Origin of the sequence: Marinicauda algicola (assembly GCF_017161425.1) — a bacterium.
GTDB lineage: Bacteria > Pseudomonadota > Alphaproteobacteria > Caulobacterales > Maricaulaceae > Marinicauda > Marinicauda algicola.
This window is the reverse complement of record NZ_CP071057.1, coordinates 1,098,757-1,115,583: the sequence shown is the minus strand read 5'-3', so window position 1 is coordinate 1,115,583 and position 16,827 is coordinate 1,098,757. Positions and strand designations below refer to the sequence as shown.

Sequence of the window (16,827 nt, the reverse complement as noted above, 5' to 3'; positions counted from 1 at the left end):
TTCGAAGGTCCGGACAAGGCGAGCCCGGATCGGCCCGCCGATCAAGTCCCGCGCCGACCGGCGAGGCGCGTTGCCTGCGCGATCAGCCATCCGGCGGTGAAGCCGGGATCGTCCATGGCGAGGAGATGGCCGTGCTGCTCGGCCCGGTCGATCTGCACGCCGGCCCGCTCCAGCGCCGCGACCGGATAGACGGTCGAACCCCGGCCGGCCTTCAGCAGGGCGATCGGTTCCGCGATGCTGCGCACGGCGCGCATGATGCGGTGGCGCTGCGTCGCGAAGTTCGCCGCCTCCCAGGCGGGCGGGCAGGCGAGGTGCCAGCGCCCGTCCGCGCCCTTCACGAGCCCGTCGGCGAGATAGTCCTCCAGCACCCCGTCCGCCCAGCGGGAGAACATCGCCTTGGCCCGGTAGCGTTCGAACACGGCTTCCACCGTGTCCCAGCCGTCGAACCGGTTCTTCGCATTCCTCACGATCGGGGTGTGGCGCGAGACCAGGCCGGCAAGCGGCGTGTTCGTCGCGAAGCGCAGCAGGTCGGGCAGGATGGCCGGCTCGATCAGCACGTAGCCGAGCGGGCGGACGTTCGTCAGCGTGCCTGCGAGCACGAGCGCCGAGCCGCCCATCGAGTGGCCGGCGAGGATCAGCGCCCGGTCGCCCAGGGCCTCGATCGCGCGGGCGAGATCGCGGGCGTGAACCTCCCAGGCCGCCGTCTCGGAGGGATCGACGGGCAGGCGCGAGCGCCCGTGACCGCGCAGGTCGAGCGCCACCACCTCGAAGCGCTGCGCGACCGGCTCCAGCATCTGCCGGTAGGTGCGCGCGTTGAAGCCGTTGGCGTGCGCGAAAAGGATGCGCGGCGCGCCGGGACGCGACCAGCGATAGCCGGCCATGTCTCCCTCGGGCAGGGCCAGGGTGAAGGGCTCGATCTGATCCATCATGAAGCTTTCTAGATGAGTCGAACGCCATGAGACCGACAAAAATCAGCGTGGCGACGGAGTCCCCGCACGCCGCGCGTAGGATGGCACAAGAGGTCAGGGACTGCCGGGATCGGAGGTATCGACAATGTTGTTCAAGACGCTAATGGCTTGTGGACTTGCCGCACTGACCGGCGCTGCCGCGCTCTCGGAGACCGGACAGGAGCGCCGCCGCGAGCGGCCGGAGCGGGAGCGCCCGGCGCGGCTCGAGACGCCTGCATCCGGGCTTCCCCTCGCCACGCTGCACGTGGATGGGCGCGAGCGCAGCTTTCTGATCGCGCGCCCGGCGGGCGAACCGCCGCGCGCCGGCTATCCGGTGATCATCGGCCTGCATGGCGGCGGGCCGGGCGATTCGGAGAGTGCCGCCCAGGTGCAGTCCTTTCACACGATGGATCTCGGCGAACCCGCTCTGGTGGTCTATCCCAACGGGATCGACGCGCAGTGGAACGACGGCCGCGGCGAGACCTTCGGGCGCGGTGGCGACCTGTCGGCTGACGACATCGGCTTTCTCTCCGCGCTGATCGATCATCTGGTGAGCCGGGAGGGAGCCGATGCGTCGCGCATCTACCTGACCGGAGCCTCGAACGGGGCGATGATGACGCACCGGGCAGGGTGCGAACTCGCCGCGAAGCTCGCGGCCATCGCACCGGTCATCGGCATGATGCCGGAACCGATCGCTGCCGGGTGCGCACCGGGTGCGCCGCTTCCGGTTCTCATGATCGTCGGGGAGGCCGATCCCTGGATGCCTTACGAGGGCGGCACCGTGGCTCCGTTCGGGCGCGCCTCGGGCGAGGTGATCTCGGCGCAGCAGACGATCGCGCTCTGGGCGGAGGCCAATCGCTGCGCACCGGAACCCGCGGTCGAGCATGACCGGCCCCGGGCCGGGCGCGATGGCACCCGGGTACGCCGGGAGAGCTACTCCCGTTGCGCTGCGGCGACCCACTTGCTGGTCGTGGAAGGCGGCGGCCACGGCTGGCCGGGATCCGAGCGCGCCGGACGGCGTGCGGCACGCATACTCGGGCCAACCAGCAATCAGATCGACGCCAGCACGGAGATCTGGAACTTCTTCCGCGAACAGCGCCGGTAACGCCTCGCGCGAACGTGTCTGGCGCGCGAGCGTTATCGGGTGGACCGTGTCCAGCCTGATATCCGGAGCTCGCCATGATCTTCCGCCTCATTCTCGCATCGGCCCTGGCGGCCCTGTCTTCGCCCGCCTTCGCGCAGGACGATCTCCACGCGCCTTGGGGCGAGATTCTCGACGCTTACCTGTCGCGAGGCCCCGACGGGGTGAACCGGTTCGACTACGCGAAGCTGCGCGAGACACCGGCAGACCGCCAGACGCTCGAGTCCTACATCGCCGCCCTGGAAGCCACCGACCCGGACAGCCTCGCGCCCGACGCGCGCTATGCCTTCTGGGCCAATCTCTACAATGCCGCCACGGTGCGCCTGATCGTGGACGAGGCGCCCGAGCGCTCGATCCGCCAGATCAGGCCGCACCCCTTCGCCATCGGGCCGTGGGGGATGGAACTCGTCACCGTGGACGGTGAGGCGCTGTCCCTGGACGATATCGAGCACGCCATCTTGCGCGAGGAGTACGAGGCCGCGCTGGTCCACTATGCCGTCAACTGCGCCTCGATCGGTTGCCCGAACCTGCAGCCGGAGCCCTGGCGGGCGGAGACGCTGCAGGCCGATCTCGAGGCCGCGGCGCGCGAATACGTCAATCACCCGCGCGGGGTGAGCGTCACAGGGGACGGGCTCGTCGTGTCGAGGATCTATCGCTGGTACCGCGAGGATTTCGGCGGCAGCGAGGCCGGCGTGATCGAGCATCTGCTGCGCTTTGCCGAGCCCGGGCTCAACGAAGAGATACGGGCCAATCCCCAAATCACCGGCCACGAATACGACTGGTCTCTCAACCGGCCCGTGAATGAACCCGAATAAGCCCCGGATTGGACAAGATTTGAAACAATTAGCCGATCATGGCTATTATCCTGACCATGACCCGCCCTTATCAGGCGCTCGCCGCCTCGCTTCTCTGCGCCCTCCTCGCGCTCGTTCTGGCCGCCTGCGGCGGTAACGGCGCCGGACCCGCGCCGGGGCGCGGCGTGCCGGCGGACTTTGCCGAACTCACGGAAACGGGCGGCGAGCTGGTCGTCCTGACGCTGGAAGGGCCCACCACCTATTTCCGGATGAACGGGGAGATCACCGGCTACGAGGTCGAGCTTGCCGAGACCTTCGCGCGCGATCACGGCCTGTCGGTCCGCTTCGTCGTCAAGCGCGACATCGAGGCCCTGTTCGAGGCGATCAACGAGCGCGAAGGCCACATCGCGGCCGCCGGGCTCACCGTGACCGAGGCGCGGCGCGAACGTCTGGAATTCGGCCCGGCCTACAAGAACGTGCGCCAGCAGCTTGTCTGCCACGACGACCAGGACGAGCCGACGCGCGCCGAGGAGCTGTCAGGCTTCCGCATCGCGGTCGTGGCCGGGTCGAGCTATGCCGAGACGATGGAGGAGCTCGCCGCGGACAACACCCGGATCGGCTGGACGGAGCGCCAGGCCGGATCGGCCATGCCGCTGCTTGCCGCGGTCGACCGCGGCAATCTCGACTGCACGGTGGCCGATTCCAATCTCGTGGCCTATGCGCGCCGTGTGCATCCCGAACTCGTCGCGCCGATGAACCTCACCGAGGACCAGCCGCTCGCATGGGCGGTCGCGCCGGGCGTGGAGGGGCTTCACGAGGCGCTGGACGCCTGGTTCGCGCAGAGCCACCGCAACGGCTTCCTGCAGGCGCTCGACGAGCGCTGGTACGGCCATTTCGAGGAATTCGACTATGTCGACGTCGTGGCCTTCATCGAGCGCCTCGACGAGCGCCTGCCGCGCTTCCGGCCCTATTTCGAGCTGGCCGCGGCCGATACGCCCTTCTCCTGGACCCTGCTCGCCGCGCAGGCCTACCAGGAATCCCACTGGGACCCCGATGCCCGCAGCCCCACGGGCGTGCGCGGGCTGATGATGCTGACCCTGTCGACGGCCGAGCGCGTCGGGGTGGAGAACCGGCTCGATCCGCGCCAGAGCGTGGCGGGCGGGGCGATCTATCTCGCCGATCTCTACGAGCGCGTGCCCGACGCGGTCCAGGGCGAGGACCGGCTCTGGTTCGCGCTCGCCGCCTACAATGTGGGCATGGGCCATGTCTACGATGCGCGCGCGCTCGCCGAGCGGCGCGGGCTCGACAAGAACAGCTGGGACGATGTCGCGGAGGTCTTCCCGCTGCTGTCCCAGCCGGAATACTACCGCAATGCCCGCCACGGCTATTGCCGCGGCCACGAGCCGGTCCAGTACGTGCGCAAGATCCGCGAATACTACGCCATGCTGCACGCCAACCTGGCGCTCTAGAGAACCAGCTCGTCGCCGTCGTGGGCGATGCGCGGGTCGGAGACGCCGCGCTCCTGGGCATATTCCTTCAGCTTCGGCTTCAGCGTGCGCTCGTCGCCCTCGACGATCTGGCTGCCGCAATGGGTGAAGACGGCGAGATCCACGCCGTTCTGCCCGCACCAGCCGAGCTGGGCGCGGATCGTGGTGTGGCCGAAGAGCTGGCAGTCCTTGCGCCGCACCATCGGACTGTCGAGCGTCGCTCCGTCGCCGATATAGGCGTCCACGCCCTTCAGCGCGGCCTCGCGCTCCTTGATGTTCACCACGTCGGGCACGTAGAAGATCGCCGCCCGGCCGGCGCTGATCCGGTAGCCCACGGCCGGCGCGCGCAGCGAGTGGATCACCTCGAAGGGCTCGAAGGTGATGTCCCGGACCGTCTTCGGCTCGCGGTCCTTCACAACGTGCTTCATGGCGTCGGGAAAGCGTGCCAGGCCCTCCGCGCCGAGCTTGTCCCAGCTCGTCTGCGTCGCGTGAACGGGGCAGGGGGCGGTGTCCTTCAGCCCGAAGGCGTGGTCGGGATGGGCGTGGGTGATCGCGATGAGGTCGGGGTCTATCTCGAACACCTCCTCTTCCCAGTCGAGCCCGCAATCGATCATCAGCTTCGCGCCGCGGTATTCCACCAGCGTCGCGGTGTGCCGGCGGTGACGGTCGTTCCTCGCCTCGATATAGCCGCGCGTGCCCAGGAAGGTGATCTTCACGCGTCGAGCTCCGGGTAATGACGGAAGATGCCGTGCTCGCTGAAGGCCTGGCGCCGGTCGCTGTCGAGATATTCGGCGATGGCCGGGAGCGCGCGGACGCGCCGGGAGAGATCGCGCACCCGGCGATGATCCTCCAGCGCCGCCTCCATCGCGTTCGGCAGAGCGTATGTCAGCCCGTCGACGGTGTGGGCCAGGGCGAGATCGGCATGGCTGCGCGTCTCGCCGACGAGCCAGTCCTGGCTGTCGGGGTTGGCTTTCAGGACCTGTTCGAAATAGCCGAGGAACTTGGGGATTCGCGTGTCGCGGAAAGTCTCGGCAGCGCGCGCGGCTGCCTGCTTCTGGTCCTCGTAGTAGAGGGCGGCGGCCACCGGGTGGTGGATGTCGTGCGCCTCGGCCACGAGATCGGCGATGGTCAGCGCCAGCTGCAGGGCGAAGCGGCGGTCCTTCTTGCCCTCCGGGGCGAGCGAGAGCCGCCCGCCGAGATAGTCGCAGATGAGCGCGGTCTGGGCGAGCACGACCTCGCCGTGCTTCAGGAAGGGCGGCGCGAAGGGCAGGTGATGGCGGGACGTGTCCGACAGGATGTCGGACAAGGCCGGTTCGCCGTCCGGCGCGCCCTCCCGCTCGACATCGATCCAGTCCGCCCCGCCCTCGGCGAGCACGAGGCGGACATATTCGCCGCGCCCGGGAATGCCGGGCCAGTAGTAGAGAAGATATTCGGTCATCGCGCGCCTCAGCCCGCTTCCAGCCGGCCCTGCGGCCGGTGGGCGAGAAAGGCGTTGGGCAAGCGCGAGGTGCAGGCCATCACGTGGGTGATGGCGTCGGTATCGTACTCGTCGCCGGAGCGATAGCTCTCGAAATAGGCGTTCAGCTTCGCCACGCGTTGCGGCCACTTGCCCTGCGCCTGGAGGCCGAGCGAGATGCCGTAATTGGTGAAGGCAAAGCGGACCTGCTCGTAGCCCGGCTCGCGGCAGAACCATCCCTTGTCGATCCACATCTCGTCGAGGATCTGGAGGCAGCGCGCGCTCTGCGTCTTCGCCCAGTCCTCCTCCGGGAAGATGGAGGAGAGCCACAGCATCATGCCCGCGCCGAGATCCTGGGTGATGGTGAGATCGCGATAGGTCATCTCGATGAGATCGCGCATCTCGTCGATCTCCTTGGCGAGCATGTCGGGGCTGAGCAGGCGGTAGGGGACGTAGCCGTCATAGGCGTCCATCGCGCCGAGCCCGTAGCCGGGATAGGGGCCGGAGAGGTCCTCCAGCATCTTCCAGATCACGCCGCGCCCGGGGATGACGAAGGCGGAGTGGATGTCCCTGGCGATCTGGACGCCCTTCTGGCGATAGCCCTTGCGGTAGCGGCCCAGCTCGTAGAGCGCGTAGAGCCACATGGCGAGGTAATGGTAATACTGCCCGTCGCGGTCCGGCGCCTCGCCGATGCGGTAGCCCCGCTCGCGCCCGAGCACCCGGTCGACCTCCTCGACCAGCTCCTCGCCGGTATTGAGCCAGGTCTCCTCGCCGGTCTCCTCGTAGAGCGAGACGTAGTTCACCAGGCCGAAGGCGTCCGTCCACAGATAGCGCAGCCCGTTGGGCCAGATCTCCTGCTCGCGCATCCAGCCGAGCTTCTCGGTCACGTAGTCGATATCGCGCAGGGGATAGGTTTCGGGCGTTTCGGCCATGAATGTCCTCCAGCCAGTTCCGGTGTTCACGAAACGGCCCGCCCGCGGGCGCTGTTCCCTCGCGGCGGGCGCGAAGTCCCGCGGGCGCGAAGGAAAGCGGGCGGAAGGCCTGGCTGACCGCCTCGAAATGCTTCATCTGGCGCTCGACGATCGCCTCGGTCATGCCGGCCATGGCCTGCCCCGGGGTGCCGCCCGGTCCTGGCCCGCTGGGAACCCTCGCGACGCCCCGGCTGAAACCAAGCGCGCCGGGAAGGGTTAGTCCGCCAGTGCAGCGATGCGGGAGCGCGGATTGAGCGGACAGGCAACCCGGCAGGCAGCCGAACAGGCGGGCGAGGCCGCGCAGGCGGCCACGGACGTGACGCTGCGCTTCTTCCAGCCGCTGTTCGACCAGCTCCAGGCGATGTGGGTCGGCTTCGTGCAGACCCTGCCCCAGCTCGTCCTCTCGCTCATCGTCCTGGTGCTGACCTGGGTGCTTGCCGCGGCGTTCAGCGGCGCGGTGAAGAAGATGGCGCTGCGCGCGCACATGCGCCGCACGCTCGCCGACCTGTTTCAGACCCTGACCGGCATCGTGATCTGGATCCTCGGCATCCTCATCGCCTCGATGATCCTGTTTCCTTCCGTCACGCCGGCCCAGGCGATCGGGGCGCTCGGCATAGGCGGCATCGCGGTGGGCCTCGCCTTCCGCGACACGTTCGAGAACTTCCTCGCCGGCATCATGATCCTGGCGCGCGAGCCGATGGAGAAGGGCGACGTCATCGAGGTCGAGGACGTGCGCGGGGAGGTGGAGGAAGTCACCATCCGCGACACCTATATCCGCAAGCGCTCGAACGAGCTCGTCATCGTGCCGAACTCGATGCTGTTCAAGAATCCGGTCGAGATCGATACCGACCGGGACATCCGGCGCTACGACATCGTCGTGGGGGTGGCCTACGGCGAGGATGCCACCGCCGCACTCGAGGTGATCAGGTCGGCCGCCGAGGGCGTCGAGGGGATCGTGCAGGAAAAGGGCGTCGACGTGTTCGCCCGCGAGTTTGGTGCCTCCTCCATCGACTATACGGTGCGCTGGTGGGCCGATTCCGACCCGCGCAGACTGCATGAGACGCGCTCGGCCATGGTGCTCGCCATCAAGGCCGCGCTCGACGAGGCCGGCATCGAGATCCCGTTCCCCTACCGCACGCTCACCTTCGACGAGCCGCTGACGGTCAGGCGGGAGGAGGGGTGATGAAAAAGGGCCGCGGCGGCAACCGCGGCCCTTCCTTCAGCGTGCGGGCCTTGCCCTAGTCTTCCCAGAAATAGGGCTGGCGGCGGAAATCGCCGGTCTCCACCTCGTTCAGCGTGTCCGCGTCGTAGAGCCGGCCGTCCAGCATCACGTACTCGATCTGGTCGGTATTGCGGATGTCCTCCAGAGGGTTCTCGCGCATGACGACGAGGTCGGCGAGCTTGCCCGCCTCGATCGTGCCGATATCGCGGTCCATGCCGAGGCTCTCGGCCGCCATGCGGGTGGCGGTCGCGAGCACCTGCACCGGCGTCATGCCGCCGCGGGCGAAGGACCACATCTCCCAGTGGGCGGCGAGGCCCTGCTGCTGGCCGTGCGCGCCGATGGCGACCGGCACGCCGCGCTCCATCAGCAGGCGCGCGGTGTTGGCCGCATCGTCGTCCACGAAGTCCTCCTCCGGGGCCTTGGTACGCCGCACCGAGCTCGCTTCCAGCAAGCGCGGCGGAACGTGGGCCGCCAGGATCGGATGGCGCCAGACATCCATCTCCATGCGCCAGTAGGGATCGCCGGCCAGGCCGCCATAGGTCACCGCGAGCGTCGGCGTGTAGCCGACGTCGGACTGCTCGTACATGGACAGCACATCCTCGTAGAGCATGGACGGAGGCAGGTTGTGCTCCAGCGTCGTGTTGCCGTCGGCCACGAGCGCCATGTCCATGTGGTAGTTCGACCCGCCCTCGGCGACGCTCATGATGCCGGCCTCCTGGGAGGCGGCGACGACCTGCTGGCGCTGGTCGCGGCGCGGCTGGTTATAGTTCTTCACCGAGTGGGCGCCCTGGCTCGCCAGGCGGAAGACGTGCTCGCGCGCGTCGTCCAGGCTGTCGATCTGGGCGTAGAAGCCCGGGGCGCGGGCGCCGTAGATGATCTCGCCGGTGGAGAAGGTGCGCGGGGCCAGCAGCCGGCCGGCACGCTGGTACTCGGCCGCGGTGAAGATGTGGCTCGCCTGGCTCGACGGGTCGTGGATCGTCGTCACGCCGAGCGCGAGATGGGCCATGGCCGACCAGTTCTGCTCCGGGATGATCTCGTCATTGCCCTGCGGCCCGTGGGCGTGGGCATCGATGAAGCCCGGCGTGATGGTGTGTCCGGTCACGTCGATCTCGTTGGCGCCGGCGGGAATCGCCACCTCGCCGCGCGGACCGACCGCTGCGATGCGGTTGTCCTCGATGACGACGACGCCGTCCTCGATCACGCCGCCATCCTCGCCGGCCATCGTGATCAGGCGCGCGCCGACGAGCGCGACGACGCCGTCGGGACGCGCGGCCGGCGCGGTGATGGACAGCGAGATGCCATCCTTGGGCGGGGTGAATTCCTCCTCGCTGCCCGGCGCGGGGAAGAGGGCGTCGAGGCTTGCCGAGTAGAGCACGGGACCGACCGACCAGTTGATGGTCTCACCGTTCTCGCTCCAGTGCATGTAGCTCGAGCCGTTGCCGGAGGCTTCCGCGACCGGCACCGCCGAGCCGCCGCGCCCGGCCGCGAGGCCCTGCGGCCCCGGCAGGAGCGGCATGACATAGGTGTCGTAGTTCTCCCGGAAGGCGACGTGCGTGCCTGTCGGGGAGACCTGGTATTCGCCCACCAGGTCGGCGCTGGCGTGCACGCGCTCGTCGAGGCCGTCAAGATTGACGCTGACGAGCTGGCGGCTCTCGCCGGAGCGGGTGAGGAAGATGCGCTGCCCGTCCGGGCTGAAATGCGGGGCCGAGCCGCTGTCGGCGACCTCGTGCATCGCGCCGCCATCGGCGGCAAGCGTGAAGATGCCCGTCGTCTCGCCCCATTCCGGCGCGGTCAGGAAGCCGCCGCTGTCCTTCTCGAACACGATGGTCTCGCCGTCGGGCGAGAAGCGCGGACGGCGATAGACGCCGGGTTCGGGGCTGATGACGCGCTCGCCGCGGCCATTGGCGCGGATGGTGCGGATCGAACCGAGATCCTGGTCGTCCCAGGTCACGAACACGATGGTGCGCCCGTCCGCAGACCAGTCGGGGAAGAGCTCGCGGCGCTCGTCGCCCTCGCGGGTGAGCGGGCGGGCCTCGCCGTCCGGCAGGTCCTTGATCCAGAGCCGGCCGAGGCTCTCGAACACCACCCGGTCGCCCTCGGGCGAGACGCGGGCAAAGCGCGTCATGCGGGTCTCGACCGTGTCCGGCGCGACCTCGATCTGCGGGCGGATCGGGTCGACGATCTCGCGCGTGTCGTTCACCTCGAAGGGAATGACCGTGACCTCTTCGGTCTCGATGTCGATGCGGTTGATCCGGCCGCCGGCCCAGAACACGATCGAGCGGGAATCCGGGGTCCAGTCCATCGTGGGATACATGCCGTTCACGCCCCAGGTCTCCTGGTTGTCCTGGTCGAGATCGGCATGGATCCGGCGCACCTCGCCCGAGCGCAGGTTCTTCAGGTAGAGCATGGACTGCGTACGCTCGCGGCGCACGAAGGCGAGGTAATTGCCGTCAGGCGAGGGCTCCGGGCGCACCGCGCCGCCGGGGCCGGAGACCACGGTGTCGACCTCGCCGGTCTCCATGTCGTAGCGCCGGATGTTGAAGGCGTCCCTGTTGGAATCCTCGGCATAGGCGAAGGTGTTGCCCGGGCTCACCGCGCGGGTGAAGTAGACATAGCGCCCGTCCGGGGAGAAGGCCGGCTCGCCCTGTTCCTTCTGGAAGGCCTCGCTCGGGCGCTCGACGAGCTGGACCCCGTTGCCGCCATCGACATGGTAGAGCCAGATCTCTCCGGTGCCGGCCGAGCGCGAGGTGGTGAAGTGCTTGCGCGCCGCGATGTACTGCCCGTTCGGGTGCCAGGCCGGGGAGTTCAGCAGGCGGAAGCTCTCCTGCGAGATCTGGCGCGCGTCGCTGCCGTCGGCGTCCATCACCCAGATATTGTCCCCGCCCGCGCGGTCGCTGGTGAAGGCGATCCGGCTGCCGTCGGGGGAGAAGCGCGGCTGGATCTCCCAGGCCATGCCCGATGCGATCGGCGTCGCCACGCCGCCGGTGATCGGCATCGTGTAGATGTCGCCGAGCAGGTCGAAGGCGATGATGCGCCCGTCCGGGCTGACATCGAGGCTCATCCACGTGCCCTCGGTCACGTTGATGGCGATCTCCCGGCGCTCCATCGGCGGGTCGTTGACGTCCCAGCTTTCGTCGGTATCCGCCGCGGCCGGTTCGGAGACCGGGGCGTCCTGCAGGCTCGAGGTCGCGCCGGGGATGCCGCCATGGTTGTGGCCGGGTCCGGCAAGGGCGGCGGCCGCCGTGGTGACCAGAAGAAGGCTCGTGAAGCTCATGATTTTCCCCGATTAAATGGATTCATTGGCGGGCACCTTAGTGCCGGCAGGCGGGTGCGCCAATTACCGTTCTGTCATCTTGCCTAGCTGACGATCTGCTCGCGCAGCCGGCGCGAGGCCATGAGGAAGGTGGCCAGGCCGATCACGCCGGCCAGCGAGATCACGATCAGCGACCAGCGCAGGCCTTCGGCCGGGCCCATCGCGGCGGCGAAGCTGTCGCTGACGATGCCGACGAAGAGCGGCCCGATGCCGAGACCGACCAGGTTGACCACGAAGAGCAGCACGGCCGAGGCCGTCGCCCGCGTGCGCGGCTGGACGAGGCTCTGCACCGCCGCATAGACGGGGCCGTACCAGACCGAACTCAGCAGGACGGGGATGGCGAGGAGGGTCAGGGACAGCACGGTCGAGCCGGTCAGCATCGCCCAGATGAAGGGGGGCAGGGACAGCCCTGCGGCGAGCGCCGGGATGAAGACGTAGGCGCGCGCGTCGCGCATCGCGTAGCGGTCGCTGAGCATCCCGCCGAGAAACGCGCCGATCGCGCCGAACACGCCGATGAGCAGCCCGAGCACGAGTCCGATGAAGCCGATCGGTCCGAGCGCTATGCCGGTCGCCTCGGTCAGGGCGCTGGAGATCCCGGCCAGGCCCTCGCCATGGTTCCTGAGGTAGAAGGAGCCGTAGAAGGCGATGTGGCCGTAGGCGATCATCGCCTTGATCGAGGTGCCGACCGCGATCCACCAGAAGGCGGATTTCGAGCGCAGCTCGGCGACCGCGTCGCCGAGGCTCGGGCCGGTATGCACCGCGCCGCGCTCGGCCGGCTTGCGGACCTCGGGAAGGGTCAGCCAGGCCAGGATCGCCAGGATCACGCCCGGCGCCCCGGCGATGAAGAAGGCCGCCCGCCAGCCCCAGGCGTCGGCGACCAGCCCGCCGAGCGCCATCCCCGCGAGCGAGCCGAGCGGAATGCCGAGGGAATAGAAGGCGAGCGCGCCGGCGCGCTTCTCGCGCGGCACGTAGTCGGAGATCAGGGAGTGGGCAGGCGGCGTGCAGCCGGCTTCCCCGACACCGACCCCGACGCGCGCCAGGAGCAGCTGGATGAAGTTCGCCGCCAGTCCGCACGCCACCGTGAAGGCGCTCCAGACCGCTACCGCGGCGGAGATGATCTTCACGCGGTTCTGCCGCTCGGCCAGGCGCGCGATGGGAAGGCCCATCACCGTGTAGAACAGCGCGAAGGCGAGCCCGGTCAGCATGCCGAGCTGGGAATCGGACAGTCCTAGATCGATCTTGATCGGCTCGGCGACGATGTTGACCACCTGCCGGTCGAGGAAATTGAAGATGTAGATGACCAGCAGGACGCTCAGCGCGTAGCGCCGGTGCGGTGCGGACAGCGTGCGGTTCTCCTCGGCCTCTTCGGCCGGTGTCGTTGCGACCACGGATTTCCTCCCCGTTCCAAAGGCGTGTCCGGCCGGCGGTCTGTCGCGCCGCGCATGTCCGGACAGGTCCGCAGCAGAGCCGGGAATGTCCGGACAGGCAAGGAAAACCGGAAAATCCCTCCCCGGAAGCGGGGCGGGGGCGCGGCGTCGGAACCGGCAGGACAGGCCGGGGGAGGCGCTCCAGCGACCCTCGGGACCGCGATCGTGCCCGGCGTCCTCGTCCTCGCCGTCACTCCGGGGCTGGTGGCGCTATTGCGAGCGCTGTGGGCGCAGCAGCCCCGCCGCCAGCAGCACGCCGCCCGCGAGCATGGTCACCGAGACCGCGAGGAGGCCCGCGGTGACCACCTGCTCCTGCCAGGGCTCCGCCACGAAGCCCGGCGCGGCCAGCGGCATCATCGATCCCGCGCCCCACAGCGCGGCGAGCTGGACGGTGAGCCAGTTGCCCGTCGTGCCGGCCGCGAAGAGCCAGAAGGCGAGAGCCTTGAGCGTCCCTGGCAGCTGGACCCGCCCCCACACCGCTCCGGCGGCGAGCAGGAAAGTGCCGTTGGTGATGCCCTGAAGATGGGCCGACAGCCCCATGCGCGGGTTCTCCATCGCCCCCGTCACGAAGCCGGACAGCAAGCCCAGCACGAACAGGACCGCGCCGAGCTGCATCAGCCGCAGCCCGTACCGGTCCGAAGATCGCATCTCGTCCATGATGACAGTCCTCCCTCGAGCGTGCGCCCGCGATGGCGATAGCACGCTTCGCGGCGCGCTGCCTCCCTGGCGTCGCGCGGGTCAGGGTTCCAGGACTCGCGGCGCCAGGCAGGGCAGGGCGAACAAAACGATCTGCAGCCCGAAGGCGCGCTTGTCGAGCCGGCCGTCGGGCTCGGGATCGGCCCGCGTGCCGACGACCCCGGAGGACGGGTCGTCCTGACGGCGCATGGGAAACCTCTCCGGGTCCGAAGGTCGCCGCGGGATGTCGCGACCGCGCCGGAACGCCGGAAGGGCCCGCCTGAGAAGAATTCCGTCCGGCGTTGGCTTGCCGGGCCCGGACGCTGGAAATGTCGGGCAAGATCTGGCGGTGAGGGTGGGACGCACCGTCACTTTTCCTCCAAGGCCTATGCACACATAGGCCATTGACGAAGCAATAGAAATGCGGCTTTTCGCGTCACACAACTTGTCACACATGACGCGACACAACGATGCCCAAGAAAATTCCCAACACCATCATCCGAAACGGAGTCTACCAGTTCAAGAAGCGGGTCCCGGAGGCCCTGCGCGCGACCCTCGTGTTCGGTGGGAAGCAATTCGTGCAAAGGTCGCTCGAAACCGCCAGCTATGAGGTGGCCGTAAGGCGCGTGAATGAAGCCCTGAAGGAGTACGACGGCAAAATCCGGCTGGCGGAACTTGAGCTGATCGGCGGCGGTCCACGCTCAGAAGCTGAAGAGGCCAAGCGCTACCGCCCCAAGCTGATTGATCAGACTGCCACGCTGCCGCCGGAGGTCATCGTGTACCGCGCGCATCGTCTCTGGCGCGCGCTGGTGGGGAATGATGCGAAGTATCGTCGCGCAGCAAGTCGCGATCCAGACGGGCTTGCTGGCGAATGGCTAGAGGAATGGGATGAGAATCGTCTCGGCGGCGACAACATCCCCCTGTATCTCGCACTCGAAAAGCGTGACTACCGCGCGGTGATGGACGATGTGCGCGCAGCGATGCAGGCAGAAGGGATCATGGACCCGGACAGTCACCCGCAGTTCGAAGATTTCTGCGAGAAGTTCCTTGAGGCGACGGTCGACGCCTACGAGGTAATTACCCGCTTCCATCAGAAAGGGCGGCTTGAACCGCCGCCTGTTCGCGAGTGGCTCCAAGAAGCGCCTGAGAAGCATCCCGTAAGGGAAACAATGAAGCTTCGAGACCTTCTTGATCGGTATTCTGAAACTACGGATTTCAGCGCAGACTGGTCAAAGAAGCTCCGGCTGGCGGTGGATAGCTTCATCGAGCTTCACGGCGATCTACCGGTTCAGAAAATTGATGCTACGCATGTCCGTGCGTGGGTCGAAAGCCTTCTGAAGCAGGAAGTCTATCACGGACACAGAGCGGACCGGGACGACACTGAGCCGAAGCGCAGACTGTCACCCAATACCGTCCGTAATGGTTATCTTGCAGCCTTGGGCCGGCTCTTCGCGCATGGCGTTTTCATCGGAGAGATCGAGCACAATCCAGCCGAACGGATCAAAGTGCCGCAACCGAAATCGAAGGGGTCTCGCCCCCGCCGCCCCTTCACCAGGACTGAGCTGAACGCGTTGTTCATGCTTCCTGTCTTCACAGGATGCAAGAGTGAAACGCGTATCAATCAGCCCGGATCGGTGCTGCTTGATGATCATAGGTATTGGGCACCGCTCATTGCTCTCTTCACCGGCGCACGAGCATCCGAGATCGCACAGCTCACAATGGATCGGGTCAAGGAAGCATCGGCTCACCCCTATTTCCGGATAGACCTCGATCCAGACGATGCCGATAGCTCACTGAAGACTGCCGCCGCGTATCGCCTTGTGCCGATCCATCCGCATTTGCTCACTCTCGGCTTCGGTGAGTACGTCCGCCGCATTAAAGCGAGCGGATCGCCTCGCCTGTTCCCGCAATGGAAGCGGGCCGCCAATAAGCGGTATTCCGACAGTCGCAGTCAGCGGAATTTCAATGAGAAGATTTGCAAGGCAGTGGCCGAGCACGAACCCGCACCGAGCTTCCACTCGTTCAGGCACTTCATGAAGGGCGAAATGATGCGCCAAGGGGTCCCCACGCAGGTTCAGAATTTCATCTTGGGGCACGAGCAATCCGGTATGGACAAGACATACCTGCACCAGCCCGGAATCGAAGAGCTGACCCCTCACATGAAGGCCCTCCGCTTTGAGGGCGTTCACCTTGACCACTTGCTTCCGGAGAGTCGGAGAGCGAGGAAGTCCTAGAAATTTTCGGCCTCAATGACCCTGATCGCGTCAACGTAAAGCGCTTCCCGTAACCAACATGCCCATTGACCTGAGCCCCGATGGCACGAGCATCGGCCGACGCGATCCGGTCGCCCGCTTGCGCCCGCGTCGGCGCTTCCAGGATCAGCTCTATAAGAGCCTCAAGAAGGCCTTCGGTCAGCCGGTGGACTTCTACTTCGTGCTGGAACAGGGCGTAGATGAGTCGCCTCATCTTCACGGGGCTATCGCGCTGGACCCCACCGAAGACAACCTCGAAACGGTCAAGGCCTGCCTTAAGCGGCTTGGGCGCGCCGATCAGAAACGCAAGGCTCCCGAACGCCTCGTGAAGGTCGATCCGCTCTACACACCGGGGCGTTGGGGCGGCTGCCAGCCGGTGGCCGCGACAATCTCAGCGACGGTCGCGCCTCCCGGCGCGCGGAGCATGGCGATCAGCGCGGCCTGCTTGGTGCCCTCGCGCGGCGTGCGCGTCGTGGGCATCATAAGGTTCTGCGCTAGCGTGGTGTGCAGACCGAAGATCGGAAAGATCAGGATCTGGGTCACCACCGCCACGCCGTAGCCAACGGCGACATTGGCAAGGGACTCGACGAGAGACATGGCGCGGCTCTGTTTCATGCCGGCACCCCGTCATTCATCGGCCAGCAGTTCAGCCGCCAGAGTTCTGAGCGCATGCGCTGCAACCAACGGGACCACTCCGTTGCCACAGAGGCGAAGCCGGTCCACCCGATGGGCCAGCCCATCAGCGCCTCGACGAACAGCGGGTTCAAGGTCCGGCGCGATTGCGAGGTATCGCTCCCATTCATCGACATCACCAGGACCTGGCGGCCAAGCAGGCCGTTGACCGGCGTGTTGGCAAGGCTGGTCGCCCCATCCTTGTGATCGCGTGCCGTGGGAGTCATCCACATCACCGCTGCATGGGTCAGGTCGGCCGTCCGCCGGTTGCCCGCGCTCGGCTTGCAGCCGTCGTTCGCCATCGGCGTTGGCCAGTCCCGCGCCATGCGGTCCAGACCCTTCTCGTCGCGCCTGTCGCCACCTCGACTGCGAAAACTGTCGGTCTGCGGCGTCGGCCAAAGTGCTGCCGTCGTCGCAAGGTTCATCCCATGCTGGCCCGCCGCCTGCGACGGCGTCGGCTTCGTCTGCCG

Annotated in this window: 15 protein-coding genes; 5 read left to right on the top strand and 10 right to left on the bottom strand. The window is 67.4% G+C overall.

Annotation, left to right across the window (positions count from 1 at the left end):
• Window positions 1-41: 41 nt before the first annotated feature.
• A complete protein-coding gene (locus JW792_RS05530) occupies window positions 42-929 on the bottom strand; it encodes an alpha/beta hydrolase (RefSeq protein ID WP_135996625.1) in 888 nt (295 codons plus the stop codon).
• Between the two features lie 142 nt (window positions 930-1,071).
• Here JW792_RS05530 and JW792_RS05525 point away from each other — a divergent pair, with 142 nt between their 5' ends.
• The 3 genes from JW792_RS05525 to mltF all read left to right on the top strand — a co-directional run bounded on the left by JW792_RS05525 (window position 1,072) and on the right by mltF (window position 4,351).
• Complete coding sequence (locus JW792_RS05525; RefSeq protein ID WP_135996627.1) at window positions 1,072-2,052, top strand: CE1 family esterase; 981 nt, start codon at window positions 1,072-1,074, stop codon at window positions 2,050-2,052.
• Window positions 2,053-2,126: 74 nt separating this feature from the next.
• The gene (locus JW792_RS05520) at window positions 2,127-2,903 is read left to right on the top strand and encodes a DUF547 domain-containing protein (RefSeq protein WP_135996629.1); all 777 of its coding nucleotides are present in this window, start codon (window positions 2,127-2,129) and stop codon (window positions 2,901-2,903) included.
• Window positions 2,904-2,941: 38 nt separating this feature from the next.
• Window positions 2,942-4,351, top strand: coding sequence for a membrane-bound lytic murein transglycosylase MltF (mltF, locus tag JW792_RS05515; protein ID WP_241095071.1), 1,410 nt, complete (start codon window positions 2,942-2,944; stop codon window positions 4,349-4,351).
• Here the strand turns inward: mltF and JW792_RS05510 are convergent.
• Genes JW792_RS05510 through JW792_RS05500 form a run of 3 tightly spaced genes read right to left on the bottom strand, consistent with a single transcriptional unit; the run spans window position 4,348 to window position 6,757 of the window.
• The gene (locus tag JW792_RS05510) at window positions 4,348-5,085 is read right to left on the bottom strand and encodes an MBL fold metallo-hydrolase (RefSeq protein WP_135996631.1); all 738 of its coding nucleotides are present in this window, start codon (window positions 5,083-5,085) and stop codon (window positions 4,348-4,350) included. The genes mltF and JW792_RS05510 overlap by 4 nt on opposite strands.
• Window positions 5,082-5,807 carry a glutathione S-transferase gene (locus JW792_RS05505; protein WP_135996633.1) on the bottom strand — a complete coding sequence of 242 codons (726 nt, stop codon included), beginning with the start codon at window positions 5,805-5,807 and terminating at the stop codon, window positions 5,082-5,084. The genes JW792_RS05510 and JW792_RS05505 overlap by 4 nt, the downstream gene beginning before the upstream one ends.
• An 8-nt stretch (window positions 5,808-5,815) precedes the next feature.
• Window positions 5,816-6,757, bottom strand: a complete 942-nt coding sequence (locus JW792_RS05500; protein ID WP_135996635.1) for a hypothetical protein — start codon at window positions 6,755-6,757, stop codon at window positions 5,816-5,818.
• 289 nt (window positions 6,758-7,046) lie between these two features.
• Here JW792_RS05500 and JW792_RS05495 point away from each other — a divergent pair, with 289 nt between their 5' ends.
• A complete protein-coding gene (locus tag JW792_RS05495) occupies window positions 7,047-7,979 on the top strand; it encodes a mechanosensitive ion channel family protein (RefSeq protein ID WP_206340908.1) in 933 nt (310 codons plus the stop codon).
• Between the two features lie 55 nt (window positions 7,980-8,034).
• Here the strand turns inward: JW792_RS05495 and JW792_RS05490 are convergent, their stop codons facing one another.
• From JW792_RS05490 to JW792_RS05475, 4 genes are all read right to left on the bottom strand, one after another.
• Window positions 8,035-11,292 carry an amidohydrolase family protein gene (locus JW792_RS05490; protein ID WP_135996638.1) on the bottom strand — a complete coding sequence of 1,086 codons (3,258 nt, stop codon included), beginning with the start codon at window positions 11,290-11,292 and terminating at the stop codon, window positions 8,035-8,037.
• An 83-nt stretch (window positions 11,293-11,375) separates the two neighbouring features.
• Window positions 11,376-12,719, bottom strand: a complete 1,344-nt coding sequence (locus JW792_RS05485) for a spinster family MFS transporter (protein WP_135996640.1) — start codon at window positions 12,717-12,719, stop codon at window positions 11,376-11,378.
• Between the two features lie 249 nt (window positions 12,720-12,968).
• Window positions 12,969-13,415, bottom strand: a complete 447-nt coding sequence (locus JW792_RS05480; protein ID WP_135996642.1) for a hydrogenase — start codon at window positions 13,413-13,415, stop codon at window positions 12,969-12,971.
• Window positions 13,416-13,496: 81 nt separating this feature from the next.
• Window positions 13,497-13,643, bottom strand: coding sequence for a hypothetical protein (locus JW792_RS05475; protein WP_158291632.1), 147 nt, complete (start codon window positions 13,641-13,643; stop codon window positions 13,497-13,499).
• A gap of 260 nt (window positions 13,644-13,903) precedes the next feature.
• Between JW792_RS05475 and JW792_RS05470 the strand changes: the two genes are divergently transcribed.
• Window positions 13,904-15,667 (top strand): site-specific integrase, encoded by a 1,764-nt coding sequence (locus JW792_RS05470; RefSeq protein WP_135996644.1) that lies wholly within the window; start codon window positions 13,904-13,906, stop codon window positions 15,665-15,667.
• A gap of 360 nt (window positions 15,668-16,027) precedes the next feature.
• Here the strand turns inward: JW792_RS05470 and JW792_RS17200 are convergent, their stop codons facing one another.
• Together JW792_RS17200 and JW792_RS16945 are read right to left on the bottom strand one after the other, a co-directional pair.
• Window positions 16,028-16,300 carry a DUF7220 family protein gene (locus JW792_RS17200; protein ID WP_206340907.1) on the bottom strand — a complete coding sequence of 91 codons (273 nt, stop codon included), beginning with the start codon at window positions 16,298-16,300 and terminating at the stop codon, window positions 16,028-16,030.
• Window positions 16,297-16,782, bottom strand: a complete 486-nt coding sequence (locus tag JW792_RS16945; RefSeq protein ID WP_206553628.1) for a hypothetical protein — start codon at window positions 16,780-16,782, stop codon at window positions 16,297-16,299. The genes JW792_RS17200 and JW792_RS16945 overlap by 4 nt, the downstream gene beginning before the upstream one ends.
• Window positions 16,783-16,827: the final 45 nt, after the last annotated feature.